The sequence below is a fragment of the Microbacterium sp. GXF6406 genome (assembly GCF_054798215.1).
The window spans coordinates 1-26368 of record NZ_JBSJZH010000028.1; the positions used below are offsets into that span (position 1 = coordinate 1).

Annotated in this window: 25 protein-coding genes, 1 tRNA gene, 1 rRNA gene and 2 pseudogenes; 22 read left to right on the plus strand and 7 right to left on the minus strand. The window is 67.5% G+C overall.

The window, feature by feature from the left end; all coding sequences use genetic code 11:
- Nucleotides 1-70: ribosomal RNA gene (rrf, locus tag ACWAUG_RS12585) — 5S ribosomal RNA — on the plus strand; the annotation flags it as partial.
- Between the two features lie 48 nt (nt 71-118).
- On the opposite strand, the gene ACWAUG_RS12590 is transcribed toward rrf, so the two are convergent.
- Nucleotides 119-727 (minus strand): hypothetical protein, encoded by a 609-nt coding sequence (locus tag ACWAUG_RS12590; protein WP_460802669.1) that lies wholly within the window; start codon nt 725-727, stop codon nt 119-121.
- Here ACWAUG_RS12590 and ACWAUG_RS12595 point away from each other — a divergent pair.
- The 9 genes from ACWAUG_RS12595 to xerD are packed head-to-tail and all read left to right on the plus strand — an operon-like array spanning nt 719 to nt 9433.
- Nucleotides 719-1552: a hypothetical protein gene (locus ACWAUG_RS12595; protein ID WP_460802670.1), complete on the plus strand. Its 834-nt coding sequence runs from the start codon at nt 719-721 to the stop codon at nt 1550-1552. The genes ACWAUG_RS12590 and ACWAUG_RS12595 overlap by 9 nt on opposite strands.
- Nucleotides 1553-2596 carry an HAD-IIA family hydrolase gene (locus ACWAUG_RS12600; protein ID WP_460802671.1) on the plus strand — a complete coding sequence of 348 codons (1044 nt, stop codon included), beginning with the start codon at nt 1553-1555 and terminating at the stop codon, nt 2594-2596.
- A 46-nt stretch (nt 2597-2642) separates the two neighbouring features.
- Complete coding sequence (locus tag ACWAUG_RS12605) at nt 2643-2816, plus strand: hypothetical protein (protein WP_460802672.1); 174 nt, start codon at nt 2643-2645, stop codon at nt 2814-2816.
- The gene (locus tag ACWAUG_RS12610; RefSeq protein ID WP_460802673.1) at nt 2813-3610 is read left to right on the plus strand and encodes a TlyA family RNA methyltransferase; all 798 of its coding nucleotides are present in this window, start codon (nt 2813-2815) and stop codon (nt 3608-3610) included. Before ACWAUG_RS12605 ends, ACWAUG_RS12610 begins: the two co-directional genes overlap by 4 nt.
- Nucleotides 3607-4530 carry an NAD kinase gene (locus tag ACWAUG_RS12615; protein WP_460802674.1) on the plus strand — a complete coding sequence of 308 codons (924 nt, stop codon included), beginning with the start codon at nt 3607-3609 and terminating at the stop codon, nt 4528-4530. The genes ACWAUG_RS12610 and ACWAUG_RS12615 overlap by 4 nt, the downstream gene beginning before the upstream one ends.
- Nucleotides 4527-6221, plus strand: coding sequence for a DNA repair protein RecN (gene recN / locus ACWAUG_RS12620; RefSeq protein ID WP_460802675.1), 1695 nt, complete (start codon nt 4527-4529; stop codon nt 6219-6221). Before ACWAUG_RS12615 ends, recN begins: the two co-directional genes overlap by 4 nt.
- Nucleotides 6222-6235: 14 nt before the next feature.
- Nucleotides 6236-7933: a CTP synthase gene (locus ACWAUG_RS12625; protein ID WP_460802676.1), complete on the plus strand. Its 1698-nt coding sequence runs from the start codon at nt 6236-6238 to the stop codon at nt 7931-7933.
- Complete coding sequence (locus tag ACWAUG_RS12630; RefSeq protein ID WP_460802677.1) at nt 7926-8528, plus strand: NUDIX domain-containing protein; 603 nt, start codon at nt 7926-7928, stop codon at nt 8526-8528. The genes ACWAUG_RS12625 and ACWAUG_RS12630 overlap by 8 nt, the downstream gene beginning before the upstream one ends.
- A 2-nt stretch (nt 8529-8530) precedes the next feature.
- Nucleotides 8531-9433 (plus strand): site-specific tyrosine recombinase XerD, encoded by a 903-nt coding sequence (gene xerD / locus ACWAUG_RS12635; RefSeq protein WP_460802678.1) that lies wholly within the window; start codon nt 8531-8533, stop codon nt 9431-9433.
- A gap of 226 nt (nt 9434-9659) precedes the next feature.
- On the opposite strand, the gene ACWAUG_RS12640 is transcribed toward xerD, so the two are convergent.
- Nucleotides 9660-10676, minus strand: a complete 1017-nt coding sequence (locus ACWAUG_RS12640) for a hypothetical protein (protein WP_460802679.1) — start codon at nt 10674-10676, stop codon at nt 9660-9662.
- 205 nt (nt 10677-10881) lie between these two features.
- Here ACWAUG_RS12640 and ACWAUG_RS12645 point away from each other — a divergent pair, with 205 nt between their 5' ends.
- From ACWAUG_RS12645 to ACWAUG_RS12690, 10 genes are all read left to right on the plus strand, one after another.
- Nucleotides 10882-11715 carry a ParA family protein gene (locus ACWAUG_RS12645; protein ID WP_298038665.1) on the plus strand — a complete coding sequence of 278 codons (834 nt, stop codon included), beginning with the start codon at nt 10882-10884 and terminating at the stop codon, nt 11713-11715.
- Nucleotides 11699-12565 (plus strand): segregation and condensation protein A, encoded by an 867-nt coding sequence (locus ACWAUG_RS12650; RefSeq protein ID WP_460802680.1) that lies wholly within the window; start codon nt 11699-11701, stop codon nt 12563-12565. Before ACWAUG_RS12645 ends, ACWAUG_RS12650 begins: the two co-directional genes overlap by 17 nt.
- Nucleotides 12555-13145, plus strand: a complete 591-nt coding sequence (scpB, locus tag ACWAUG_RS12655) for an SMC-Scp complex subunit ScpB (RefSeq protein WP_298038568.1) — start codon at nt 12555-12557, stop codon at nt 13143-13145. Before ACWAUG_RS12650 ends, scpB begins: the two co-directional genes overlap by 11 nt.
- A 2-nt stretch (nt 13146-13147) precedes the next feature.
- A complete protein-coding gene (locus ACWAUG_RS12660) occupies nt 13148-13954 on the plus strand; it encodes a pseudouridine synthase (RefSeq protein WP_298038570.1) in 807 nt (268 codons plus the stop codon).
- On the plus strand, nt 13951-15075 hold the full coding sequence (locus ACWAUG_RS12665; protein WP_460802681.1) for a prephenate dehydrogenase: 1125 nt from the start codon (nt 13951-13953) through the stop codon (nt 15073-15075). Before ACWAUG_RS12660 ends, ACWAUG_RS12665 begins: the two co-directional genes overlap by 4 nt.
- Nucleotides 15068-15745 (plus strand): (d)CMP kinase, encoded by a 678-nt coding sequence (gene cmk / locus ACWAUG_RS12670; RefSeq protein WP_298038575.1) that lies wholly within the window; start codon nt 15068-15070, stop codon nt 15743-15745. The genes ACWAUG_RS12665 and cmk overlap by 8 nt, the downstream gene beginning before the upstream one ends.
- Entirely contained in the window at nt 15735-17258 is a 1524-nt protein-coding gene (der, locus tag ACWAUG_RS12675; RefSeq protein ID WP_460802682.1) for a ribosome biogenesis GTPase Der, read from the plus strand. The genes cmk and der overlap by 11 nt, the downstream gene beginning before the upstream one ends.
- A gap of 105 nt (nt 17259-17363) precedes the next feature.
- Nucleotides 17364-18443: a Glu/Leu/Phe/Val dehydrogenase family protein gene (locus tag ACWAUG_RS12680; protein WP_298038580.1), complete on the plus strand. Its 1080-nt coding sequence runs from the start codon at nt 17364-17366 to the stop codon at nt 18441-18443.
- A 56-nt stretch (nt 18444-18499) separates the two neighbouring features.
- Nucleotides 18500-20239: an ATP-binding cassette domain-containing protein gene (locus ACWAUG_RS12685; protein WP_460802683.1), complete on the plus strand. Its 1740-nt coding sequence runs from the start codon at nt 18500-18502 to the stop codon at nt 20237-20239.
- Nucleotides 20236-21933, plus strand: coding sequence for an ABC transporter ATP-binding protein (locus tag ACWAUG_RS12690; RefSeq protein WP_460802684.1), 1698 nt, complete (start codon nt 20236-20238; stop codon nt 21931-21933). The genes ACWAUG_RS12685 and ACWAUG_RS12690 overlap by 4 nt, the downstream gene beginning before the upstream one ends.
- 6 nt (nt 21934-21939) lie before the next feature.
- On the opposite strand, the gene ACWAUG_RS12695 is transcribed toward ACWAUG_RS12690, so the two are convergent.
- A complete protein-coding gene (locus ACWAUG_RS12695; protein WP_298038587.1) occupies nt 21940-22497 on the minus strand; it encodes a phosphorylase family protein in 558 nt (185 codons plus the stop codon).
- A gap of 46 nt (nt 22498-22543) precedes the next feature.
- On the opposite strand from ACWAUG_RS12695, the pseudogene ACWAUG_RS12700 reads away from it, so the two are divergent.
- Nucleotides 22544-23035 (plus strand): annotated as a pseudogene (locus tag ACWAUG_RS12700) (NUDIX domain-containing protein); the annotation flags it as partial.
- Between the two features lie 15 nt (nt 23036-23050).
- Here the strand turns inward: ACWAUG_RS12700 and ACWAUG_RS12705 are convergent.
- On the minus strand, nt 23051-23422 hold the full coding sequence (locus tag ACWAUG_RS12705) for an RNA-binding S4 domain-containing protein (protein WP_460802685.1): 372 nt from the start codon (nt 23420-23422) through the stop codon (nt 23051-23053).
- Nucleotides 23419-24090, minus strand: a complete 672-nt coding sequence (locus ACWAUG_RS12710; RefSeq protein ID WP_460802686.1) for a lysoplasmalogenase family protein — start codon at nt 24088-24090, stop codon at nt 23419-23421. Before ACWAUG_RS12710 ends, ACWAUG_RS12705 begins: the two co-directional genes overlap by 4 nt.
- Before the next feature lie 140 nt (nt 24091-24230).
- Here ACWAUG_RS12710 and ACWAUG_RS12715 point away from each other — a divergent pair.
- Nucleotides 24231-24304 (plus strand) — tRNA-Pro (locus ACWAUG_RS12715).
- Between the two features lie 747 nt (nt 24305-25051).
- On the opposite strand, the pseudogene ACWAUG_RS12720 reads toward ACWAUG_RS12715, so the two are convergent.
- Both ACWAUG_RS12720 and ACWAUG_RS12725 read right to left on the minus strand, forming a co-directional pair.
- Nucleotides 25052-25321: pseudogene (locus ACWAUG_RS12720) on the minus strand (transposase); the annotation flags it as partial.
- Between the two features lie 137 nt (nt 25322-25458).
- Nucleotides 25459-26112, minus strand: coding sequence for a TetR/AcrR family transcriptional regulator (locus ACWAUG_RS12725; RefSeq protein WP_460802687.1), 654 nt, complete (start codon nt 26110-26112; stop codon nt 25459-25461).
- Between the last annotated feature and the right edge of the window lie 256 nt (nt 26113-26368).

Genomic DNA, 26368 nt, shown 5'->3' on the forward strand with positions numbered 1-26368 from the left:
GGAAGCTAAGCCTCACAGCGCCGATGGTACTGCAGGGGGGACCCTGTGGGAGAGTAGGACACCGCCGAACTTCTTTTAGACAAAATGGCCACCCATCGATGGGTGGCCATTTTGCGTTTTACGGGAAGTTGAGAGAATCAGGACCATGACGAACGAGGACGAGCGCCGACCGCGCCGCGAAAACGAATCCCGCCCCCGCCGCGACGAGCGGCAGGGCCGCCCTCAGCGTTCTGAGAACTCCGCACCCCGCCGCGATGGCGACCGCCGTGAAGGTGGTTTCCAGCGTCGTGATGGCGGTGCTCCGCGTCGTGATGGTGACCGTCGTGAGGGTGGTTTCCAGCGTCGTGATGGCGGTGCTCCGCGTCGTGATGGTGACCGTCGTGATGGCGGTGCTCCGCGTCGTGATGGTGACCGTCGTGAAGGTGGGCATGAGCGCCGTGACTCTGGCGCTCCCCGTCGCGAGGTCGGCTTCCAGCGTCGTGATGGCGACCGCCGGGAAGTCGGGTACCAGAACCGCGAGGGTGGGTACCAGCGTCGTGATGGCGGTGCTCCGCGTCGTGATGGCGGTGCTCCGCGTCGTGATGGTGACCGTCGTGAGGGTGGGTACCAGAAGCGTGAAGGCGGGTTTGACCGCGACCGTTCCGACCGGGCACCGCGCCGTGATCGCGATGCCGGCCGCGGTTTCCCGCAGCGCGGCGGCGTCGGCCGGGAACGACCGATGCACCACGCATCCGATCGTCCCCGTAACGATGATCCGATCGTTCCCGATGACGTCACCGGCCGTGACCTTTTCGGCCCCGCTCGCAACGAGCTCAAGACTCTGAGTAAGGAGAATGCCGAGGAAGTCGCGCGTCATCTGGCTATGGCATCGCGTCTGATCGAGGAGGACCCCGAGCTTGCGCATAAGCATGCTCTGGCCGCATCTCGTCGGGCCGGTCGTATCGCGATCGTCCGCGAGACGCTCGGGATCACGGCATACGCGACGGGAGACTTTGCGCTGGCTCTTCGCGAGCTGCGCACGTTCCGCCGCATCTCCGGCAAGGACGACCAGATCGCTCTGATGGTCGACAGCGAGCGTGGCGTCGGCCGTCCGGACCGTGCTCTGGAAGCGGGCCGTTCCGTCGACCGGGCTGCGTTGCCGTCGGCTGTTCGCGTCGCATTGGCGATCGCGATGTCCGGTGCACGCCTTGATCAGGGAGAGGTGGAGCTGGCACTCGGCGAGCTGCAGATCCCCGAACTCGACCCGAACCGCGCCTTCGAGTGGAGCCCTGCGCTCTTCAGCGCCCAGGCCGCAGTCCTCGAGGATCTCGGCCGGACGGATGAAGCGGCCTACTGGCAGGAGCGCGCAGAAGTTGCCGCCGATGCCCTCGGCCTCTCGGACGACGACGAAGACGAGATCGTCGTCGAAGACATGTTCATCGACATGCCCGATGATGAGGATGAGGTTCCCGCAGTGGATGCGGAGAGCTCCTCGGCGTCGGATGACTCCGTCGATGAGGATGAAAGCACGGATGCCGTCGAATCGGCAGAGGAAGAGTCGAAGGAGTCCTGAGTGGGTCTGTTCTCGAGGTCGTCGAAGTCCGCTGACCGAACACCGCTTGCCGGTGTCGACGTGGTCCTGGCGGACCTCGACGGTGTCGTCTACGCCGGTCCGGGAGCGCTCCCGCACGCGGTTGAGAGCCTGAACCGTGTCGCTGAATCCCGCAAGGTCGGTTACATCACGAACAACGCGGCGCGCACGGATGCCTCTGTTGCGCAGCACCTCACCGAACTCGGGCTGAGCGTCCGCGCGGATGAGGTCGTGACGAGCCCGCAAGCCGCTATGCGTCTGCTCTCGACTATTGTTCCGGCACCGGCCAAGCTCCTCATCGTCGGGGGAGAGGGACTGGTCGTCGAAGCGGAGAAGGCCGGCTACACCGTCACTCGCAGCGCGGAGGACGGACCGGATGCCGTCGTTCAGGGCTTCGCCCCGGACGTCGCCTGGACAGACCTCGCCGAGGCTGCTTTCGCGCTGAAAGACCCCGAAGATGAGGGCGGCATTCCCTGGATCGCGACGAACAGCGACTGGACGATTCCGCGCGAGCGTGGTGTCGCTCCGGGCAACGGCACGCTCGTGTCGGCCGTGCATACCGCGGTCGGCCGTCTCGCGACCGTCGCCGGCAAGCCCGAGGTGCCGATCTTCGAAGAGGCGCTCGCCCGGTTCGGCGCCAGCCAGCCGCTGTTCATCGGAGACCGTCTCGACACCGACATCATGGGGGCTTCGCGAGCCGGAATGTCGTCCGTGCTGGTTCTGACCGGTATCGATCGTCCCAAGCACGTTCTTGCCGCCCCCGAAGGGTCGCGACCCACCTACATCGTGAGCGATCTGCGTGAACTGCATGAGCCGTACCCGCAGATCCAGCGTGGGAACGGAGCCGTCACCGTCAACGGCGCCACCGTGCGCGTCGTCGGCGCCGAGGTCGAGATCCTGTCCGAAGGCTCCGCGCAGATCGACCTTCTGCGGGCAGGAGCTGCCGCTGTGTGGGAGTCGGGAACGCCGATCTTCGTCATGAATGTTCCGGAGCGGCTCTACGCTGATCCGTTCCACCGCCCCTGAGTGCGCCTTTCGGCGCGTGTCGGTGGTGGCCTCTAAAGTGGAAGACGTGAGCGACCCGACGGCAACCGAACCCACTGACGCGCTGTGGAGCCGTCTGCGGCTTATCGAGAGCCAGCCGATCGCCCAGCGTGCCGACGCGTATGCCACGGTTCACGACGAGCTGTTCCGTCGGCTGGAGAGCTCATCGAGCATGAGCGGTTCGACGGCGGGCCCGCAGTGACGCGCCTGGATGCGGCCCTGGCCGTACGAGGCTTGGCTCGCTCCCGCTCTCATGCGGCGACGCTGATCTCCGCCGGGCTCGTCAGCGTGGACGGGCGCCAGATCATCAAGGCCTCCGCAGCGGTGCGAGATGAATCGGTGCTGACGGTCGCCGAGAGCGACCATTATGTGAGTCGCGGCGCCCATAAGCTCAACGCGGCTCTCGACGCCTTCGATGTTCCGGTGAGCGGGCGTCTCGCCCTTGACATGGGGGCTTCCACCGGAGGTTTCACGCAGGTGCTGCTCGAACGCGGCGCTCGTCGGGTGCTCTCGGTCGACGTCGGCCACGACCAGCTCGCATCGAGCATCGCCGCAGATCCCGCCGTGGTCAACGTCGAGGGCTTCAACGTCCGCAACATGACACCGGAGAACCTCGCCGAGGCGACAGGGGAGACGACTGCTCCCGAGCTGATCGTCGGGGATCTCTCCTTCATCTCCCTTGATCTGATCCTGCCGGCGGCGGTCTCAGTGGCGGCGCCTGGCGCCGATCTGGTGATTCTCGTGAAGCCGCAGTTCGAAGTCGGGCGCACCGCGGTGCGCGGCGGGCTGGTCACCGATCCGGCCACGCGCGCCGATGCGGTTGCGCGTGTCATCTGGAATGCCTGGGATGCGGGTCTCGGGATGCTTGGCATCATTCCCTCACCGATCCTCGGCACTCACGGCAACGCGGAGTTCGTCGTCCACATGGCGCCCGGACGCGGTGAGAATCCGACACAATGGAAAGACCGCATCGACGAGCTGGCAGGAGGACGATGAGCGAACGCAACATCCTGGTCGTCGCCCATGCGGGGCGCGAAGAAACCGTCTCCGCGGCCCGTCGTGTGATCCAGCTGCTGCGCGCCGCCGGTGCTCGTCCGGTCCTCGCACCTGACGACTGCGCCGAGCTGGCAGCGGTCGATGGCGCCTTCGCCGATGTCGACCAGCTGGGCGATCGCATCCGGGTCGATGATCTCGAGCTCGCGATCGTTCTCGGTGGCGACGGCACGATCCTCCGCGCGGCCGAACTCGTGCGCGGCACGAACAGTGCTCCTGTCCTGGGCATCAACATGGGTCACGTCGGGTTCCTCGCGGAGATCGAGCGGGATGCTATGGACGAGGCCGTCCACCGCGTCATCGCGCGCGATTACGATGTCGAGGAGCGCTTGGCCCTCGCCGTGCGGGTCAAGGATGCCTCGGGTGCCGTCGTCTTCGAGACCTGGGCGCTGAATGAGGCGACGGTCGAGAAGGCCAGCCGTGAGCGAATGATCGAGGTCGTCGTTGAGATCGACGGGCGACCGCTCTCCAGCTACGGTTGCGATGGCATGGTGATCTCGACGCCGACGGGCTCGACCGCCTATAACTTCTCTGCCGGCGGTCCGGTCATCTGGCCGGGCGTGGAGGCGATCGCGGTCGTGCCGCTGTCGGCGCACGCGCTCTTCGCGCGTCCGCTCGTCGTGAGCCCGGATGCGGCTGTGGCGATCGAGATGCTCGATCGTACGGACTGCACCGGAATCCTCTGGTGCGACGGCCGTCGGTCGCATGACCTCCCGCCGGGGGCTCGAGTGGTCGTGCGCCGCTCGTCTCGTCCCGTGCGACTGGCCCGCCTGCACCCGGCGGAGTTCACGGATCGACTGGTGCGCAAGTTCCAGCTCCCCGTCGCGGGTTGGCGTGGCAGCCGCGAGGCGATGAAGGCATGATCGAGGAGATGCGCATGCAGGGCCTCGGCGTGATCGCCGATGCGGTGCTGCCTCTGGGGCCCGGATTCACGGCGATCACGGGGGAGACCGGGGCCGGTAAGACCATGGTCGTCACGGGGCTCGGGCTGCTGCTCGGCCAGAGGGCGGATTCCGGGGCCGTGCGTGCGGGCGCGACGCAGGCATCCGCCTCCGGAGTCTGGATCGTGCCCGCAGAAGGGCCGGTCTCCGACATCGTCTCGGATGCCGGAGGATCCCTCGAACCCATCGATGACTCCCGCAGCGAGCTCTACGTCTCCCGCACGCTGAACGCCGAGGGGCGCAGCCGAGCCAGCGTCGGCGGACGGGCGGCGCCCGCTGCGGTGCTGTCCTCGCTCGCGGAGCAGCTTGTCGTCGTGCACGGGCAGTCCGAGCAGCTGAGGCTGCGCTCGGCGGGTGCGCAGCGTGATGCACTCGACCGATTCGGCGGCGAGGCCGTCGCCCGGCAACGGGGAACCTACAGCGAGGCCTACGCACGCTGGCGAACGCTCGACGCAGAGATCTTCGAGATCAGCGAGAACCGGGATCGCCGTGCCGAAGAAGCCGACCGGCTGCGCGAGGCGCTTGCGCTGATCGAGGCCACGGCGCCCGAGCAGGGCGAGGACGTGGTCCTCTCCGAGCGCGCCGAGAAGCTGGCGAATGCCGAGGAGCTCCGCCTCGCGGCTTCGCTTGCGCGGAGCGCACTCTCCGACGAAGAGGATGCCGCCGATGTCTCCGGACTGCTGGGCGAAGCCCGACGCCACCTCGAGCGCGCCTCTGACAGTGCCCTGGTCGACATCTCGGCGCAGATCGCCGACCTCGGCTACCGCGTCTCCGACATCGCTCTGCAGCTTTCCGCGTACCTCGCCGACCTCGATGAAACCGGTCCGCACGAGCTCGCAGCCGTCGAGGAACGCCGCTCGGCGCTGAACACGCTCATCCGCGCGCACGGCTCCCTCGACGACGCGCTCGCGCTCTGGGAGACGGGCGCCGCCCGACTCGCCGAGCTCGACGACGACTCCGGACGTCTGGAGCGTCTGCAGCTCGAGCGCGATGAGGCCCGTGCGGTGCTGGAGAGCGCAGCATCCGCGCTGACCGCCGTCCGCGTCGAAGCCGCGGGCCGACTGAGCGCGGCCGTCACCGATGAATTGCATGCTCTGGCGATGCCGGATGCTCGTCTCGAGGTCGAGGTCCGCCCAGGATCCGAGACCACGCACGGCCGTGACGAGATCGCGATCCTCCTGGCGCCGCACCCGGGTTCCGAGCCGAGACCGGTCGCGAAGACGGCGTCCGGCGGAGAGCTGTCGAGGGTCATGCTCGCGATCGAGGTCGTGATTGCCGGAACCGACCCCGTGCCGACCTTCGTCTTCGATGAAGTCGATGCGGGCATCGGCGGGGCCGCAGCGATCGAGGTCGGCCGACGACTCGCCCGACTCGCCGAGAACTCCCAAGTGATCGCCGTGACGCACCTGGCACAGGTCGCGGCGTTCGCCTCGAACCACCTGTCCGTCGTGAAATCGCATGACGGAGCCGTCACCGCCTCGAGCGTGCGCCGTCTGGACGGCGATGACAGAGAGGCCGAGATGGCCCGTCTGCTGTCGGGACTCTCCGATTCGGATGCCGCACTCACCCACGCCCGGGAGCTTCTCAGACTTGCTGCTCCCACTCACTGTTAGGATTGAAGCCCGTGATGAACTCTTCTGCAGCGGGACCCAAGAACGACACGACCAAGCACATCTTTGTGACCGGTGGTGTCGTTTCGTCTTTGGGTAAGGGGCTCACCGCAGCCAGTCTCGGAAACCTGCTCACAGCACGCGGACTCCGCGTCGTGATGCAGAAGCTCGACCCGTATCTGAACGTCGACCCGGGCACCATGAACCCGTTCCAGCACGGCGAGGTCTTCGTGACCGACGACGGTGCTGAGACCGACCTCGACATCGGTCACTACGAGCGCTTCCTCGACATCAACCTGTCGCAGGCGGCGAACGTCACCACCGGTCAGATCTACTCCCAGGTCATCGCCAAGGAGCGCCGGGGCGAGTACCTCGGCGACACCGTGCAGGTCATCCCGCACATCACCGACGAGATCAAGCGCCGCATGCGTTTGCAGGCCGATGAGACGCCGAAGCCCGATGTCATCATCACCGAGGTCGGCGGCACGGTCGGCGACATCGAATCTCAGCCGTTCCTCGAGGCGGCGCGTCAGCTGCGCCACGAGCTCGGCCGCGACAGCGTGTTCTTCGTGCACGTATCGCTCGTGCCCTTCATGGGTGCGTCGGGCGAGCAGAAGACCAAGCCGACTCAGCACTCGGTAGCGGCCCTCCGCCAGGTCGGCATCCAGCCCGACGCCCTCGTGCTGCGCAGCGACCGCCCGGTGAGCGAGTCCAACCGCAACAAGATCGCGCTCATGTGCGACGTCGACGCCGAGGGCGTCATCAACACGGTCGACCTGCCGAGCATCTACGACATCCCCTCGACGCTGAACGACCAGGGCCTGGACTCCTATATCGTTCGTCGTCTCGGCCTCGACGAGAAGGCCGCGCCCGAGGTCGACTGGACGCGTTGGCAGAAGGTCCTTCAGGCGGTGCACAACCCGAAGCACGAGATCACGATCGGTCTCGTCGGCAAGTACATCGACCTGCCCGACGCCTACCTGTCGGTGACCGAGGCTCTGCGTGCAGGAGGTTTCGCGCACGAGGCGCACGTCACGCTTCGCTGGATCCCCTCCGACTCCTGCGAGACGACCGAGGGCGCTGAGAAGGCGCTCGGCGATCTCGACGGCATCTGCGTGCCGGGCGGCTTCGGCATCCGCGGCATCGAGGGCAAGCTCGGCGCGCTCAAGTTCGCGCGTGAGCAGGGGATCCCGACGCTCGGCCTGTGCCTGGGCCTGCAGTGCATGGTCATCGAGTACGGCCGCAACATGGCGGGCATCGCCGGTGCGTCCTCGAGTGAGTTCGACCCCGAGACGACCGAGCCCGTCATCGCCACGATGGCCGAGCAAGTCGACATCCTCGACGGCGGCGACCTGGGTGGCACGATGCGTCTGGGCCTGTACCAGGCCGCGCTCGCCGAGGGATCGCTGGCCGCCGAGGTCTACGGCGCGACGACGATCTCCGAGCGCCACCGTCACCGCTACGAGGTCAACAACGCCTACCGTCCGCGTCTGGCCGAAGCCGGGCTCGTCTTCTCGGGCCTGAACCCGGAGCTCGACCTCGTCGAGTTCGTCGAGCTGCCGCGCGACGTGCACCCGTACTACATCGCGACCCAGGCGCATCCCGAGCTGCGCTCGCGCCCGACGGACCCGCACCCGCTGTTCCGCGGCCTCATCGGCGCGGCGATCGAGCGTCACCGCTCGAGCGAGCTGTTCGACGTCGAAGAAGATGCCTGAGGCACCGACCTCTGACTCGCAGGGCTCGTCCCGGATCGAACTCCGGGACGAGCCCTATCAGCCCGTCGTCCTCAGCAGCGAGGTCGTCCACTCCGGGTGGGCGTGGGACGTCCGATCGGATCGCTTCGCCTACGGCGACGATGAGATCACTCGTGAGTACGTCGCGCACACCGGCGCGGTGGCGGTCCTCGCACTGGACGACGATGACCGCGTTCTGCTGATCCAGCAGTACCGGCATCCGATCCGATATCGCGATTGGGAGCTTCCCGCCGGTCTTCTCGACATCGCGGGGGAGGAGCCGTTGCATGCGGCTCAGCGGGAGCTCGCCGAAGAGGCGGATCTCGTGGCCGAGCACTGGGAGCCCCTCGTCACGACGTGGACCACTCCCGGCGGCAACAGCGAGATGATCCGCATCTATCTGGCTCGCGGGCTCTCCGCGGCCACGGAGGTTTTCGCCCGCGAAGCGGAGGAGGCCGACATCCGCATCCAGCGGGTACCCCTGACGGAGGCCGTCGAGGGCGTTCTCGCCGGCCGGCTGCGCAACGGCATCCTGAGCCTCGGGGTCCTGGCGGCCGAGCGGAGACTGCGGGGCTGACCATGCGCGTGGAACGCGCGATCGATGCATATCTTCGGCACATCACGATCGAGCGAGGGCTGTCACCGCACACGGTCGGGGCCTATCAGCGCGATCTCACGGTCTACCAGGCCTGGCTGTCGGATGCCGGGATCGATGACACATCGGCGATCACCGGTTCGGCGATCAGCCGCTTCATCGCGGATCGATCGGCGATCGTTCCGGTTCCGGCCGCGACGAGTCTCGCCCGCCTGCAATCGTCGGTCCGGGGTCTTCATCGTTTCCTCGTGCGCGAGGGCGTCGAGGTCGAGGACCCCAGTGGATGCCTGCGCCCGCCGAAGACACCGCAGCGCCTTCCGAAGGCGCTCACGATCGATCAGGTCGAGCTGCTTCTCGGCGCGCCCGCGGCCGATGAGCCTCTCGGGATCCGTGATCGGGCGCTTCTGGAGCTTCTGTACGCGACCGGTGCGCGCGTCTCGGAGGTCACCGGCCTCGACGTCGACGACCTCTCGCACGGGGATGTGCTTCGTCTGCGGGGAAAGGGGTCCAAGGAGCGGATCGTTCCGGTCGGGTCTTTCGCCCGGGACGCCGTCGACGCCTACCTCGCGCGCGTGCGCCCGGCGCTCGCGGCGCAGGGGCGGTCTTCCGCCCGCCTCTTCCTGGGCGCCCGAGGAGCACCGCTGTCGCGTCAGAGTGCGTGGTTGATCATCCGGGCGGCGGCCGAGCGCGCGCAACTCACGGTCGAGGTGTCACCGCACACGCTGCGCCACTCCTTCGCCACGCATCTTCTGCAGGGCGGTGCCGACGTCCGTGTCGTGCAGGAGCTGCTCGGGCATGCGTCCGTCGCGACCACTCAGATCTACACGCACGTCTCCGTCGATGCGCTGCGCGACATCTACGCGACCTCGCACCCGCGGGCGCGCTGAACCGTCGAGCGCCCCGGAATCACGCCGTTCGGAATCGTTCGGACTTGGTATTCGGTTTCGTTCGGAATGATCCATTCCGCCGAATACGGCTACTCCGGATGGGTAACGTTGATGACGAGCTGGTGAAGCTGGGGACACCGCCCAGAGGGCTTCGGTGGGGGCATCGGAGCCGTCTGGGCACAGCGCGGCGGGGGCGACAGCTGAGGAGCTGCCCGCCGCCGCGCCATCAGTCGCGGATGGACCAGATCGTCGGCGTGGGGGGTTGTGGGACCCAACTCGCCGAGGAGATGAGGAGTCCGAGCGCGAGGAAGCCGGAGAACACCTTGTCGGTGAGGGAGATGAGTAGGTCGGAGACGAACACGGCCAGGGGCTGGGGAGCCCCGATGGAGCGGAGGGAATCGGTGATCCCGTCGGCCTCGTGGCCGGTCATGCCTCCGAAGAGAACCAGGATGATGGGAAGGGCGACGAGGGTGCAGACGATCGCGACGATGACGTTGAGGGACAGATATCGGCGCAGTGATCGTGCCATGCCGAAACTGCGGGCGCCATAGCCCCAGACGAGAGCGCCGACGACATTCACGAGGACGAAGGGGATCGCGTCGTGACTGTTGACGCCGATGGACGCCACGTTCGAGAGGATGCCGACCGCAGCTCCGTACCAGGGGCCGAGGGCGATCGCGGCCCAGGCTGTGCCGATCATGTCGAGATACAGGGGTAGACGCAGGAAGGTCACGGCGCCGGCGCCGATGACGTTGATCATGATGGCGGCGGTCATGAGCGTCGCAACGGGGAGCAGCATCTGTCGGAATGAGAGGACCGGCGCGATGAACGTCGGGGGCGCCGACGGTTTCGCCTTCGTCGCGGGGGGAGCGGCGGCGACGGCGGATGCTGTGGGCACAGTCGCGGTCTCGGATGCCGCCGGTGCTGCCCCCGGAACGGAACGGTGCGCATTGACCGCGCGCGTGCGCCAGGCCTGAGTCGTTTCATCGTCGGCGCCGAGAGCGCGGACGATGTCGGCGATGAGATCGGGGTCGATGCGGGCCCGGCCCGTGCGGAAGGCGTCGTAGACGGTGGTCTTGGCGACGGACGCCTGGTGCGCGGCGGCGCCGCTCTCCTGCCGGTAGGCGCTGATGCGTGCCGCGATCTCGGCGTACGACACAAGGCCGCCGTGCGCGCGGTACTGCACGAGCGCACGAGCGATGTCGTCGAGCGTCTCTGCGTGCTCGGGCGTTGCTGGCTGCATTCCCGTCCTCCGAGGGGCGGCGGAGTCGGGTGATCCGCCGGGATCTCTGAATTCTAGCGAGAGTTTCCCCCGGATCGCCGGATCGGAGACGGTATCACGCCGGGTGAATAGCTAGAATCGAGCAAGCACAAGGGAAGCGGGAGATTCGGTGGCTCAGAACGTGGCGAAGTCCAAGGGCACAGCGTCAAAGGGTGGCGACGTCGTCATGGGACCCACCGGGCGCCCCTATCAGGGGTTCGCAACTCCTGCGCCGCTCGATTCGCATGGCCCCGCCCGGATCATCGCCCTGTGCAACCAGAAGGGCGGAGTCGGCAAGACGACCACGTCGATCAACCTGGCCGCATCCCTGGCCGAATACGGCCGCAAGGTGCTCGCCGTCGACTTCGACCCGCAGGGCGCGCTGTCGGCAGGCCTGGGGATTCCGACCCACGATGTACCGACGATCTACGACCTCCTCCTCGACACCAAGCGCGATGCGCGAGAGGTGATCGTGAAGTCGGGGGTCCCCGGTCTCGACGTGATGCCGGCGAACATCGATCTGTCGGCCGCGGAGGTGCACCTGGTCAACGAGGTGGCCCGCGAGACGATCCTGGCGAGAGTGCTGCGCCAGGTCTCCGACGAGTACGACGTCATCCTCATCGACTGCCAACCGTCGTTGGGCCTTCTCACCGTGAACGCGCTCACCGCGAGCCACGGCGTGCTCATCCCGCTGGAGTGCGAGTTCTTCGCCCTGCGCGGTGTCGCCCTGCTCATCGAGACGATCGAGAAGGTGCGAGACCGGCTGAATCCCGACATCAAGCTCGACGGGCTGCTGGCCACGATGTACGACGCCCGCACCCTGCACTCCCGCGAGGTGCTCGAGCGCGTGGTCGAGGCCTTCGGCGACGATGTCCTCGAAACGGTCATCGGACGCACCGTGAAGTTCCCCGACGCATCGGTCTCGGGCGTCCCCATCATCGAGTTCGCGCCGGAGCATGCCGCCGCTCAGGCGTATCTGCGGCTGGCCCGGGAGCTGGTCGCCCGTGGTGCCGTCGCCTAGCGAGAGTCCGCTCGCCCCCGCTATCGGCTCCGCGGTCGACGCGGCCGATGCCGTCGATGATGCCTCGACCGATGGCTTCCGCGTGTCGCTGTCGAACTTCGACGGCCCCTTCGATCTGCTGCTCAGTCTGATCTCGAAGCATGAGATGGACATCACCGATGTCTCCCTCAGCGCGGTGACGAACGAGTTCATCGCGTATCTGGGCGCGCTCGACACCGACGAGGAGCTGGATCAGGCATCCGAGTTCCTCGTCGTCGCCGCGACCCTGCTCGATATGAAGGTGGCGGGTCTCCTGCCGCAGGGGGAGCTCGTCGACGCCGAGGCCGTCGCGATGCTCGAGGCTCGGGATCTGCTGTTCGCCCGGCTCCTGCAGTACCGGGCGTTCAAGGAGGTGTCGAGCTGGTTCTCGCGCTGCCTCCGGAGAGAAGAGGGACGGCACACTCGCGCCGTCCGCCTGGACGAGCGTCATCGTCAGCAGACGCCGGAGCTGGTCTGGACGCTCAACGTCGACGACTTCTCGGCGCTGGCACTGCTCGCGTTCGCGCCGAAGGAGATCCCGAGCGTGGGCCTGGATCATCTGCACGCGCCGCTGGTCAGCATCCGGGAGCAAGCAGCCATCGTCGTCGCGCTGCTGCGGGGCGTCGAGTCTCTGTCCTTCCGGGAGCTCGTCGCAGGGACGACGGAGCCCGGCATCGTCGTGGCCCGGTTCATCTCGGTGCTCGAGCTGTACCGCCACGCGGCGATCTCCTTCGAGCAGCTCGAGCCGCTCGGAGAGCTGACGCTGCGGTGGATCGCCGATACGTGGTCCGACGAGACCCTCGCCACGCTGGGAGCCGATTATGACCGATGACATGACGGATGCCGCGACCTCTCCGGCCCCGCTGGCGGAGCGGCTCGAGGCGATCCTGCTGATCCTCGACGAGCCACTGGGACTCGTCGCGCTCGCCGCCGCGGTCGCCGCTCCCGTACCGGCGGTGCGGCAGGCGATCCAATCGCTGGTCGATGACTACGACGGGCGCGGCGCGGGGCCCCGGCGCGGATTCGAGTTGCGCGAGGTCGGTGGCGGCTGGCGACTGTACGTGCGCGAGGATCATGACGATCTCGTGGCCGAGTTCGTCGGCGGGCAGGCGCCCGCGCGCCTGTCGCAGGCGGCTCTGGAGACCCTCGCGGTCATCGCCTACAAGCAGCCGGTCACTCGAAGCCAGGTCGCATCCATCCGCGCGGTAAACGTCGACTCCGTCGTGCGCACGCTCGTCGCACGTGGTCTCATCACCGAACTGTTCGCCGACTCCGAGACCGGCGCCATCAACTACGGCACGACCGACGCGCTGTTGCAGAACCTCGGCATCAACTCGCTCGACGAGCTGCCACCGATCTCGCCGTTGCTCGACGACGGCGCAGACGGATTCGAAGAAGGAAGCATCCGATGAACATGACCATCGAACCATTCGGCGAGGCGCCCACGGGCGTCCGCCTTCAGAAGGTCCTCGCCGCAGCTGGCGTCGCCTCGCGCCGCGTGGTGGAGCAGTACATCGTCGAGGGGCGCATCCGCGTCAACGGCGAGACCGTGACCGAGCTCGGCCGGCGCATCGACCCGGAGGTCGATCTGGTCGATGTCGACGGCACCGCGATCCAGCTCGACGTCTCCAAGCGATACGTCATGCTCAACAAGCCCACGGGTGTCGTGAGCACGATGAAGGACGAGAACGGCCGGCCGGATCTGCGCCGGTTCACGCAGGACTACGAGGAGCGCCTGTACAACGTCGGGCGCCTGGATGCCGAGACGAGCGGCCTGCTGATCCTCACGAACGATGGCGAGCTCGCCCACGTGCTCGCGCACCCGTCCTTCGGCGTGACGAAGGTCTACATCGCCAAGGTCGAGGGGATCGTGACGCCGCAGGTGATCCAGAAGCTCGTGACCGGCTTCGATCTCGAGGACGGATTCATCAAGGCCGATAAGGCACGACTGCTGGACAGCTCGAAGCAGGGCAGGAGCTCGAGCCTGGTGGAGCTCACCCTCCACTCGGGGCGCAACCGGATCGTGCGTCGCATGATGGCCGCGGTGGGGCATCCGGTCGTCGAACTCGTGCGGCGCCAGTTCGGCCCGCTCCACCTGGGAACTCTCCCGGCGGGGAAGAGCCGGGAACTGAGTAAAATCGAACGTGGTGCGCTTCTGACTCTCGCGCGCCACGATGCCCCCGCGGACGCCACGCCGGGAGACGCCCAGGAGAACGTGTGATCGACAGCGCCAGAACGAATGGCAACGGCAATGCGCCGCGCCTTGCGGGGACCGTGCGCATCGTCGGCGCGGGCCTCCTCGGAGCGAGTATCGGACACGCGCTGCGCGCGAAGGGCGTCGATGTCGTCCTCGCCGACACCTCGCCCGCGCAACTGCGCCTGGCGATCGACTACGGTGCCGGCCGTGCCGCGCGCGAGGACGATGCGCCTCGGCTGATCGTCGTCTCTGTTCCACCGGACGTCACCGCCGATGTGATCGAGGCGGAGCTCGCCCGCTTCCCGAACGCCGTCGTCACGGATGTCGCGAGCGTCAAGCTCGAGCCATTCCGCGCTCTGGTCGGTCGCGGCGTGGACCTCACCCGTTACATCGGCTCGCACCCGCTCGCGGGGCGCGAGCGGGGCGGGGCGATCTCTGCCCGCGCCGATCTGTTCATCGGGCGCCCCTGGGTGGTGTGCCGCGATGAGGAGACCCGCGCCGAGGACCTCGCGCTCGTCGAGGACCTCGCACTCGATGTCGGTGCCATGCCTCTGGAGATGACGCCCGAGGAGCACGACCGATCGGTCGCGATCACCTCGCATGTGCCGCAGGTCGTCGCGAGCCTTCTCGCCGGACGCCTCGCCGCCGCCGATGAGGAATCCCTGCGCCTGACGGGGCAGGGCGTGCGCGACACGACCCGCATCGCGGCATCCGCCCCCGAGCTGTGGGTGCAGATCCTCGGCGCCAATGCGCACTCCGTCGTCGAGATCCTCGACGCGCTCGCCGAAGACCTCAAGGTCGTCTCGGATGCGCTGCGCGAACCGGATGCTCCGGGCGCTCGCCGCGTCGTCGCCGAGGCCATCCGTCAGGGCAACGACGGGGTGGAGCGTCTGCCGGGCAAGCACGGGCAGAACCGTCGTTTCGAACAGCTCGTCGTCATGGTCGACGACACTCCGGGACAACTGGGTCGCCTGTTCGGCGAGCTCGGCGAGCTCGGGGTCAACGTCGAGGACCTGCGCCTGGAGCATTCGCCGGGCGCCCAGTTCGGACTCGCCGAGATCAGCGTGGCCCCGGCCGCACTCATCGGCGCCGTCGACGGACTGCAGAAGCGCGGATGGCAGATTGCAGGTATGACCAATGAGTGATTTCATCGCGATCGACGGTCCGGCGGGATCCGGCAAGTCGAGCGTCTCGAAGGCGATCGCGCGTCAGCGCGGTTACGGACTCCTCGACACCGGCGCCGCCTACCGGGCGTTGGCGTGGCATGTGCTCGAGCGCGGCGACGACACCGATGACGTCGAGGCCGTCCTGGCCGCGGCATCCGACTTCGACCTGCGCCTCGGGCTCGAGGTCGATGACCGGACGGTCGCCGTCGGCGGTACCGACATCACCGCTGCCATTCGCGAACCGCGCGTCTCGGCGGCGGTCAGCGGTGTCGCCCGCGTTCCCGCGATCCGCGAGCAGGTCAACATCTTCTTCCGCTCCCTCGTCGCCGCCGCGCCCTACCCGGCCGTCGTCGTCGAGGGGCGCGACATCACGACGGTGGTCGCTCCGGACGCTCCGGTGCGCATCCTCCTCACCGCCGCACCCGATGTACGTGCGGCCCGCCGCGCCGGCGAACTCGCCGGTGAGAACGCGGCCGCTGTCGCCGAGGCGCTGCACAAGCGCGACGCCTCCGACAGCGCGGTCGTCGACTTCCTCAACGCCGCAGAAGGCGTCGAGGTGGTCGATTCGTCCGACCTCGATTTCCCCCAGACCATCGAAGCCGTGCTCACGGTGATCGACCGAAAGCAAGGAGCGGGCAATGGCCGCTGAAGAAGAATACGAGGGTGGTCCCGACCATCTCGCCGAGAAGATGGACGCGCTCGACGAGCAGCTCGCGGAACAGCGGGCAGCGGCGATGCGCGCCGGTCTCGCCGACTACGACCTCGATGAGGACGATGCCGCGCTGCTGGCGGGGCTGACCGAGGGAGAGGGCGGGATCGAGTTCCTCCCCGCTCTTCCCGTCGTCGCGATCGTCGGTCGTCCGAACGTCGGCAAGTCCGCGCTCGTGAACCGCATCCTCGGCCGCCGCGAGGCCGTCGTGGAGGACACGCCCGGAGTCACGCGCGACCGCGTGACCTACAAGGCAGAGTGGAACGACCGCCGATTCTCGCTCGTCGACACCGGCGGATGGGAGCCGGATGCCAAGGGCATCGACCGCTCCGTCGCCGTACAGGCCGAGGTCGCGATCGACCTCGCCGACGTCGTCCTGTTCGTCGTCGACGCGATGGTCGGCGCCACGTCGACCGATGAGCACGTCGTGAAGCTTCTGCGCAAGAGCGGCAAGCCCGTCTTCCTCGTCGCCAACAAGGTCGACGACGCCCGCCAGGAATCCGAGGCCGCGGGTCTCTGGGCGCTCGGCCTCGGCCAGCCCCACCCGACGTCTGCCGTGCACGGCCGCGGCGTCGCCGACCTCCTCGACGCCGTGCTCGAGAAGCTGCCGGCCATCTCCGCCGTGGCGAAGTACGAGGTCGGCGGCCCGCGCCGCGTTGCGATCCTCGGCCGTCCGAACGTCGGCAAGTCGTCGCTGCTGAACAAGGCCGCGGGCGAGGAGCGCGTGGTCGTCAACGATCTCGCCGGAACCACCCGCGATCCGGTGGATGAGGTCGTCGAGATCGGCGGCAAGCTGTGGCGCCTGGTCGACACGGCCGGCATCCGTCGTCGCGTGCACCTGCAGCAGGGCGCGGACTTCTACGCGTCGCTGCGCACGTCCGCCGCGCTCGAGAAGGCCGAGGTCGCCGTCGTCGTCCTCGATGTCTCGCAGCCCATCAGCGAGCAGGACATCCGCATCATCGACCTGGTGATCGAGTCGGGCCGCGCTCTCGTCCTGGCGTTCAACAAGTGGGATCGCCTCAACGATCTCGACATGGAGAACCAGGATCGTCGCCGTTACCTGGAGCGCGAGATCGAGCAGGACCTCGCGCACGTGGCGTGGGCTCCGCGCGTGAACATCTCCGCGAAGACCGGTCGCCACTTCGACAAGCTCGTCCCCGCACTGGAGACGGCTCTGGAGAGCTGGGACCGCCGTATCCCCACGGGCAAGTTCAACGCCTTCCTCACGGAGCTCGTGGCCGAGAACCCGCACCCGGTGCGCGGCGGCAAGCAGCCCCGCATCCTGTTCGGAACCCAGGCGGCCACGCGTCCGCCGACGTTCGTGCTGTTCACGACGGGCTTCCTGGATCCCGGATACCGCCGATTCATCCAGCGTCGCCTGCGCGAGCTGTACTCGTTCGAGGGAACCCCGATCGTCGTCAACATGCGTGTGCGGGAGAAGCGCCAGCGCTGACCCTCCCTTGCCGAAAGGCGCACCGAGTGGTGCAATGAAGGCGGATGCCGCGACAACGCGGTATCCGCCTTCTTGCGCCCACAAGGCCTGTCGAAAGAGGATGCGATGTCGCATACCCTGCCCCTGCCCGAGTTCGCCCATGAGCGCGTGGAGGTGGTCACCGGTCGGCGCAGCGGCCTCTTCCTCGCTGTGGCGCTGCATTCGTCGGTTCTCGGCTCGGCGCTCGGCGGTGCGCGGCTGTGGACGTATCCGCACTGGAGCGACGCGCTGGGGGATGCGTTGCGGCTGTCGGCGGCGATGACGCTGAAGAATGCGGCCGCGGGCCTGGACGCCGGGGGTGGCAAGTCCGTGATCGGTCTGCCGGAGGGCACGGTTCTCGATGCGGAGCGCCGACGTGCGGCGTTCCTCGACCTCGGCGATGCCGTGGAGATGTTCGGCGGCGCATATCGGACCGCCGAGGACGTCGGCTCGACCATGGACGATATGGCTGTGGTCGCCGAGCGCACCGACCATGTGGTGGGGCTGCCGGATGTTGCGGGCGGTTCGGGAGAGCCGGCCGGGCCCACGAGCCTGGGCGTCTACGAGTCCTTGCGCGCTGTCCTCGAACGCGCGACTGGTAGCGCTGATGTCGCGGGACGAGCCGTGACGATCTCAGGCCTCGGGCAGGTCGGCGGTCGCCTGGCGACGCGTCTGGCTGCCGAGGGCGCGCGCCTGGCCGTGACCGACGTGAACCCGGCGCGGCGCGCCCTGGCGGACGATCTCGGTGCCGTGTGGGTGGAGCCCGGTACGGAGCACGCGCTCGTGAGCGACGTCTTCGTGCCGGCCGGAATCGGCGGGATCCTGACGGACGAGGTCATCGACGCACTCGACACCCGAGCGGTGTGCGGCCCGGCGAACAACCCTCTGGCGGATCACAGCGGCGCCCAGCGCCTCGCCGATCGCGGCATCCTGTATGCCCCCGACTTCGTCGTCAACGCCGGGGGAGTGATCTATCTCGACCTCGAGGCCAAGCAGTTGGGCGAGCGCGACGAGATCATGAAGCGGGTCGCGGGCATCGGTGACACCGTGCGCAGAATCCTGCGCGACGCCGAGGAGCGCGGCGTGACCCCGTTGGCGGCGGCGGAGGAACTGGCCGCCGGACGGCTGAGCGCGGGCGCGAACCACGCGGAGGCCCTCGCGCGCTGACCGCCCGCGGACACGTCTCACCGAGGCGGGGCATAGCGAACCCGGCTACGATCGGTGTGGTCGATGTCACGGGCAAGGGCGAATCGTCATTCGACGCCGTGCGCGGCAATCCTGCAGGCACGGTCGCGCCTGCCGTGCAGGAAGGACGAGCGCAGATGACCGCCGAACAGCACCCGCTCATCGCAGCATCCGTTCCTCGCCGGGCGACCGCCTTCTCCGTCGTGCTGACCTGGTTGCAGGCCGGGGCGCTCTCGGTCGTTTTCCTGTGCGTGGGAGCGGCCATCGATGCGATGGCCGCCGGGCGCAGCACCGTCGCATCGATCTGCGGGATCGTCGCGGGAGTCGTGGTCGCCGCGGTCATCAGCGGGCTCGCGACCATGACGACGGCGCGTGTGCAGGATCGTGCGGAGCGGATGCTGCGCCAGGGCATCATGGGTGCCGTCTTCGATAGGGGAGTGCGTGTTGCTCCTGCGTCCGGATCGCTTCTGGCGCTGGCGACGGGATCCGTGGAGCGCACGGCCCGTTACCGGGCAGCGTTCCTCGGCCCGACGCTGGGCGCGTTCACGACTCCGGTTCTCGTGCTCGCGATCATCGCGGTCCTGCTGGATCCGGTGATCGCCGGGGTCCTGCTCGTCATCGTCCTCCTCGTTCCGGTGCTGATCGGCGCAGCGCAACGGCTGTCGAAGGCTTCCGGCGCGGAGAACCGCCGGCAGCGCGGACGCCTGGCCGCGCAGTTCCTGCAGGACATCCAGGGGCTCGGCGCCCTCGTCGCCGCGGGAGCAGCAGGACGCGCCGAACGCGCGCTCTCGGAGCAGGGCGAGCGGCACCGCCGCGGTCTCATGCGGGTGCTCGCCGCGAACCAGATCCTCATCCTCGTGATGGACGCGGCTGTATCGCTCGGCATCGTGCTCATCGCGGTGCTCATGTCGATCGCCCGCGTCGGCGACGGACGGCTGACCATCGGACAGGGGCTCGCCGTGGTGCTGTGCACCCTGCTGGTGATCCGGCCCGTCGACATGGTCGGCCAGTTCTTCTACATCGGCATCGGCGGACGCGCCTCGCAGCGCGCGATCAGTGCGCATCTGCTGCGCAGCCGGCGTGCATCGAGCGCGGACTCTTCCTCTTCCGCGAATGCCTCGGATGCCGCGACCCTGCGTCTGCGCGATGTCACCGCCGGATGGACCGCCGAACGACCCGTCGTCCAGGATCTCTCCTTCGAGATCGAGCCCGGGGAGCGCGTCGCCCTCGTCGGCCCGAGCGGTGTCGGGAAGTCGACGGTGTCGGCATTGATCCAGGCACACGTGGTTCCGGCATGCGGGTCGGTCTCCGTCGCCGGAAACGATACCCGCGAGGCCTCGCCCGTCGCGGTGCGCCGCGCTTTGGCGGTCGTCGAGCAGCGCACGCACCTCTTCCACGGGAGCATCGCCGACAATCTGCGTCTCGCGGATGCGGCAGCCACCGAGCAGGACATGTGGGACGCGCTTGGGTTCGCGGGCCTCGCGAACGAGGTGCGCGCGATGCCCCAGGGGCTGCGAACCTTCGTCGGCGAACACGGGCTGTCGCTGTCGGGCGGGCAGAGTCAGCGTCTCGCGATCGCGCGGGCGCACCTGCGCAATGCGCCGATCCTGCTGCTCGATGAGGCGACCTCGCAGGTCGATCTCGCGGGCGAGGCCGCGTTCCTCGCCAAACTCGACGAGCTCGCCGCGGGACGCACCGTGCTGATGATCGCGCACCGGCCCGCAGCGGTGCTGTCGGCGGACCGCATCATCGATCTGACCCCGGGAGGAGAACGATGACCCCGCGACGCGCACTGATCGGTTGGCTGATCGGACAGACGAAGCCGCTGCTGTGGCCGCTGGGCATCGCGACGATCGCGCGCATCATCGGTGATCTGCTGAACGTCGCGATCCTCGTTCTCGCGGCCGCCGGTCTCGTGCAGGCGATGACGGGGGAGCCCGTCTCGCTCTGGCCGCTCGCGCTCACCCTGATCATCCTCAGCCTCGTGAAGGCCGGGCTGCGCTACCTCGAGCAGTACGCCGGGCACTGGGTCGCCTTCGCCGCGCTGCAGAGGCTGCGCGAGCTGCTGTTCCGCCGGCTCATCCCGCAGGCGCCGGCCGCGACGACCGGAAAGGCCTCGGCCGAGCTCACCGCCCGCGCCACGGAGGACATCGACCGCATCGAAGTGTTCTTCGCTCACACGATCCCGCCCGTCATCGCCGCGGTCACCGTGCCCGCGATCGCGCTGGCGGCCTTCGCTGTTCTGATCGATCCGGCAACGGCGCTGGCGGTCGCGATTCCGCTGGCCATCGCCCTGCTGCTGCCGTTCGTCGGAGGTGGGGCCGCGGGCGCAGCATCCCGCGCCGAACTCGCCGCACGTGCTGACGTCGCCGTTCACGTCGCCGATGACGTGCAGGGAATCCGCGAGGTGCTCGCCTTCGAGGCCCGCGACATCCGCGACAGCGACCGCCATGAACGAGAGAGCCTCGTCACGCGTGCGCGCATGCGCATCGCGCGCGCACGTGCGGTGCGTGAGATCATCGAGCGGATGCTGTGGGGCGCAGCCGTCGTCTTCGTGCTGCTCGTCGCGGGCGATGCCACGACCGCTGTGCTCGCCATCGCCGTGCTCGTCGGTCTGTGGCTCGGCGGAGCGGGAACCGACGATTTCGCCAGCGGACTCGATGCGGCACTCGCCGCCTGCGCCCGTGTGCGCCGGGTCGTTGATGCTCCACCCGCCGTCTCCGATGATGGCAGCGGTGAGCTCGCCGGCACCGGGCCGGTTCGCGTCGCCTTCGATGCGGTGTCGTTCGCGTACCCGGGAACCGGCTCACCGGCACTGGAGGACATCGACGTCACGGTCGGAGCGGGTGGATGGCACCGGCTCGTCGGTGTCTCCGGCAGCGGCAAGTCGACCGTCGCGGGCCTTCTGCTGCGCGCGCACGACGTCGATGCCGGGAGAATCCTGCTCGATGGGGTGCCGGTGTCCGCACCATCTCTGGCGGGGCTGCGGCGTGCCGTCGCGGTCGTCGATCAGCGGCCCGTGCTGTTCCCCGGAACCGTCGCCGATAACCTGCGCCTCGCGCGCCCGGATGCATCGGACGCCGAACTGTTCGACGCGCTCGAGACCGTGCTGCTCGGAGAGGGCCGTCTCCCCGATGGGCTTCGGACCCGGGTAGGAGAGCGCGGATCCACGCTGTCCGGAGGTCAGATGCAGCGCATCGCCCTCGCCCGTGCACTCGTCGCCCGGCCGCGTCTTCTTGTGCTCGACGAGTCGCTCAGCCAGCTCGACGAGGCGACCGCGCAGACGGTGTGCGAGCGGCTCGGGGGCATGGTGGAGCGGCCGACCATCATCGAGATCACCCACCGGGTCGACCTGCTGGATGATGCCGCGACCGTCACCGTGATCGATCGAGGGCGCATCGTCGAGACCGGAACGGCCGGAGAGCTGCGAGCGGCCGGCGGGGCATTCGCCCAGCTGACCGCGCGGAGTTGAGCGGGATCAGACGCCGTATTCGGCGCGCACGCGGTCGCGCAGCTGGTGGCTGCAGGCGGTGACCGCTTCGTCCCACGTGGTGTTCGCGCCATCCTGCGCGTTGTCGGAGATCGCCTTCCAGATGCGGATCGGCACGCCGAACTGTGCGGCGACCCAGGCGTAGGCGTAGGACTCCATGTCGACGAGCTGCCCACCGAGTTCGCGGATCGCGATGACCGCGTCGGCGTCGTCGATGAAGCTGTCGCCCGTGGCGATCGTCGATCCGCCCTCAGCCAGCGCGATGCTCTGCGGCATCGACACGTGCTGGCCGTGCACGCCGTTCTCGTCGATGACGTCGTGCTGGAAGGTGGAACCGATCTCGTGCACGCCGGGCTGAACCGAGGGGTCGAGGGCCCCTGCGGTGCCGACGACGAGGATCTCGTCGTATTCGGCGGAATCGAGGGCACGCGTCAGGCCGAATGTGGCCTTGAGCTTGCCGGGGCCGGTCACCAGACGGTCGAACCCGTCGAGCGGGCCGTCGAAGGCGATGAGTTCGGAATCGAGGGCGGCGACGAGTAGCTTCACGTCATCATTCTCCCATCTGAGCGGGATGCTGTGAAAAGCTGAACGGGTGACGATCATTCCTCCCGCCGCTGATGAACCGCGTCGACCCGATGGTCCGCGTGATCCGGGGGATGCGTGGGTCGTCGCCGAGACGGGCGAGAAGTACTGGGGGCGCTTCGGAGCGGCCGGGCTCCTCGCCGTCGATGCCGAGCGCGGTGTGCTGCTGCAGCTGCGGGTCGGTTGGAGCCACTTCGGCGGCACGTGGGGTCTGCCGGGCGGTGCACTGCACCAGGACGAGGCGCCGATCGATGGGGCGCTGCGCGAAGCGACGGAGGAGGCGGGTATTCCCGAGGGCGCGGTCGCACCGCGGTTCACGAGCGTTCTGGATCTGGAGATCTGGTCGTACACGACGGTCGTCGCCGATGTCGTGACGCCGTTCGAGCCCGTCATCAGCGACCCGGAGAGCGTCGCGCTGGAATGGGTGCCGATCGACGAGGTTGCCGAGCGGTCGTTGCATCCGGGATTCGCGAACGCCTGGCCGGCGTTGCGCGCGCGACTCTGACGCGTTCGGTTCTCAGTCCCGTCCGCGGAGCTTGTCGATGTCGCGGCGTTCGCGTTTCGTCGGGCGTCCGGCGCCGCGGTCGCGCACGCCGAGGGCGGCCATCGGTTCGCGCGGCGGCGTGCGGTCCTCGTAGGCGACAGCTGCGAGAGGAGCCCCGACCCGCTTGGTGAGCGTCTGACGCACGACGAGGTGACGGTCGAAGCCGCTGATGCGGATGCGCAGCTCATCACCGGGCTTCACCGTCTGCGCGGCCTTCGCCTTGTCGCCGTTGACGCGCACATGTCCGGCGCGGCATGCAGTGGTCGCCGCGGAGCGCGTCTTGTAGACGCGGACGGCCCAGAGCCAGCTGTCGACGCGTACCGGTTTGGGCGCGGCATCCGTCATTCTTCTCTCCTCGAACGCAGAGTGATGAGGGCACCGGCGATGATGAGCCCCTGTCCGAGCGTATACGTGAGCATGACGGCCGGGCTCGTCCAGAACGGCATCGCATCGGGGAGGAAGATCCGGTAGGCGAGGATCGTATCGCTCGTGAGGAACAGGATGCCACCGACCGCGACGACCGGGTGGCAACGGGTCGATAGTGCTGCGGTGCCACTGAGAACGAGTCCGTAGGCGGCGACGGCGAAGAACAGGCCACCGGTGTGCGGGCCGAGGACCGCGAGCATCACGGCCCACCAGGCGGCGTAGACGAACGCCCAGCGGGGGAAGCGGCGGATCCGCAGCACGCGGAGGAAGACGACCATGTAGGCGATGTGGGCAAGGCCGAAGAACAGGAGCATGAGGGGAAGTTCGGGGCCTGCGGGGAAGAACGCGCCGGCGCCGTCGCCGATCCAGGAGAGGACGACCGCCGCGAGCAGCAGCGCGATCGCCAGAGGCGGGCGCAGGCGTGCCGAGATGAGGATCGGCAGGGCGAGCAGCGGCATGAGCCAGAGCTTCGTGGGGCCGGCGAGGTCGCTGCGGATTGCGAGGGCCGCATCATGCACGATCGAGATCAGGAGGTAGGGGACGAACGCCCAAAGAATGGGGGAGCGGAGGGACGTCGTCGTCGGCATTCCCTCATCGTAGAGGCACGCTGAAACAGCTCTTCGAACCCGCGAATCGCCGTGCGACACGGCCGAGCGTCGCTCAGTTCGCGAATCGCGTTCGGATACGGCTAATATAGGGGAGTTGCCTTCGTGAGAATGAAGAACAACGGGCTGTGGCGCAGCTTGGTAGCGCACTTGACTGGGGGTCAAGGGGTCGCAGGTTCAAATCCTGTCAGCCCGACAAAAAGCCCTGATGAGAAGCGATTTTCGTCAGGGCTTTCGTCGTATCTGGGGCCAAAAATGGCCCATGTACCCGCATATGTACCCGCAAGATTTTCCCTCCGCTCCGACGCGCCCGGCCCGCACGCGACACGCTCGTACAGCAGACAAGACGAAGACCCTTGTGTTTCTGGGCTTTATTTGCGCGCTGAGCCCCGGAATGACGGGCGACTGGCGTATCGAATGACGTCTGGCGACGACACAGAACCTCAAGTTCACACCCGTTCGCTAGACACGGTGTTCCTTGTCAGGCGGGCTATGCCCGCCTCGGGTGAGTGCATGTCATATTGCTTGGCAGCGCACGTCCGATGCGTTGTCGTGTACCGAGACATCCCGCAAGGTCCTGAATGATCCCGACCGATGTCCCGCGAAGCCCTGGGCGATCCCGAGAGAGCCCGACGTGGCCCTAGTTGTCGTGTCGTGTCGTGTCGCGGTCGCCGTACACGAACAGGATCGGCAGGGTCTAATTGAATTAGCCGACTAACCGCCTGGCTCATTGCCGACCCAAGGACTTGCGTGACGCAGAGCGAAGTAGACACGTCGACCGTCATCACAAGCTGTAGCCCGTCGTTGCAATCGCCGCGCCTGCACAGGCCGTCACTCCCGTGGCAAGCAGTATGATCTGTCATTGCACCTGCTGCGGAAGCCGCCTGTTCATACAGCAGACCCAGTCGAGTTCGACGGAACAGTTTGTGAGTGTATAAGCGGCTCATCGCATTTGGGAGTGTAGATACGGTCTGAACCCGCCAGCTTCGAGCAGTGATCTCGCGATGTAGTTCGTGAGGTTCCTAAACCCGAGCGCGGACCCGCGGAGGTGCTCGAGTCTGCCGTTGATCGCTTCGGTCGGCCCATTCGATGTCCGCGGGTGATCGAAGTACGCGAGGATGTCAGCCCTGCGCCGGTTGAGCGTGTAACCGAGTTTGCGGAGCTCAACGAACCAGGCTGGCGTTGTCGCTTTCACGGTATCGATCAGCTCTCTCGGTACATGCGAGTGAAGAGCTATCAACTGCAATCGGATCGGGCCTACGGTCTGCTCTTTGATGCTGAGGCTCGCACGAGGCCCCATCACCGAGTTGTTTCTTAAACTTTCCAGCCTTACGGGTGGGACTGTGGAAGTTAGTCTTGCGCGCAGGTGAGGAGTATGGTGCGCGCGATCCAGGCTTCGTAATCGGGTTGGCTCCAGCCCGAGCCGAGCACGAGCTGGTTGTAGCCCTCGGGTGACAGCATAAATGAGATGCTGTCTGCGACCGTTTCTCGCGGCTGGTCGGTGTGTGCCAGTCCGCGGCGCTGGAGTTCGTCAACGAGCACGAGGATGTCTGCGCGGCGGCGCTGTTGCAGCTCGTCGACTTCCTTGCGAAGAAGAGCGTCGGATCTGGCGGCGGACAGGAGCGTCGTCCAGAGAATGCTGCTGCGCCGGTTCGATTCGGCGACAAAGTGCACGATGCCTGCGAGGTAGCGGGTGTGGTCGGATTCAGCGGTGATTTCGGTGACCTGGCCGTGGTCTGCGAGAGAATCAATGTCCGCGTTCCTGGCAAAGCTGTGAGTGAATGCGTCAAGGAGTAGGCGACGTTTGGGGCCGCCAAGTTTTACGGTTTCGATTGAGACGCCCGCTTTGTGCGCGATGTCTGAGAGTGAAGTGCCGGTGTAGCCCGTGACGATGAACAGGTTGGCTGCGGCATCCAAAATTCGGGATCGTGTTGCGGCGGCTTGGCTGGCACGTACCTCGGAGCGATAGCGGCGATTGTGGGACCGCGATTCTTGACCCGACATATTGACTTGCCTCCAAGGGTAGTGAATACTTTGGCGTTAGAAAGATTACCTTGGTCTGCCTCTAACGAAAGTTGCGCATGAGTTCGTTCTTGATTTGCAGTACCCCGGTTCATGGTCATGTTGAAGCGCTCTGGTTTTGTTGGAGACTCCTGACCTTGGAAACGAGGATGGGGTTATGCGGCTCTTCGGACATTCGGTGGGGGTCATGGGGTGAGGCCGCCGGCGGCGAGGAGCATGCGGAGGCGGTAGTTGTCGC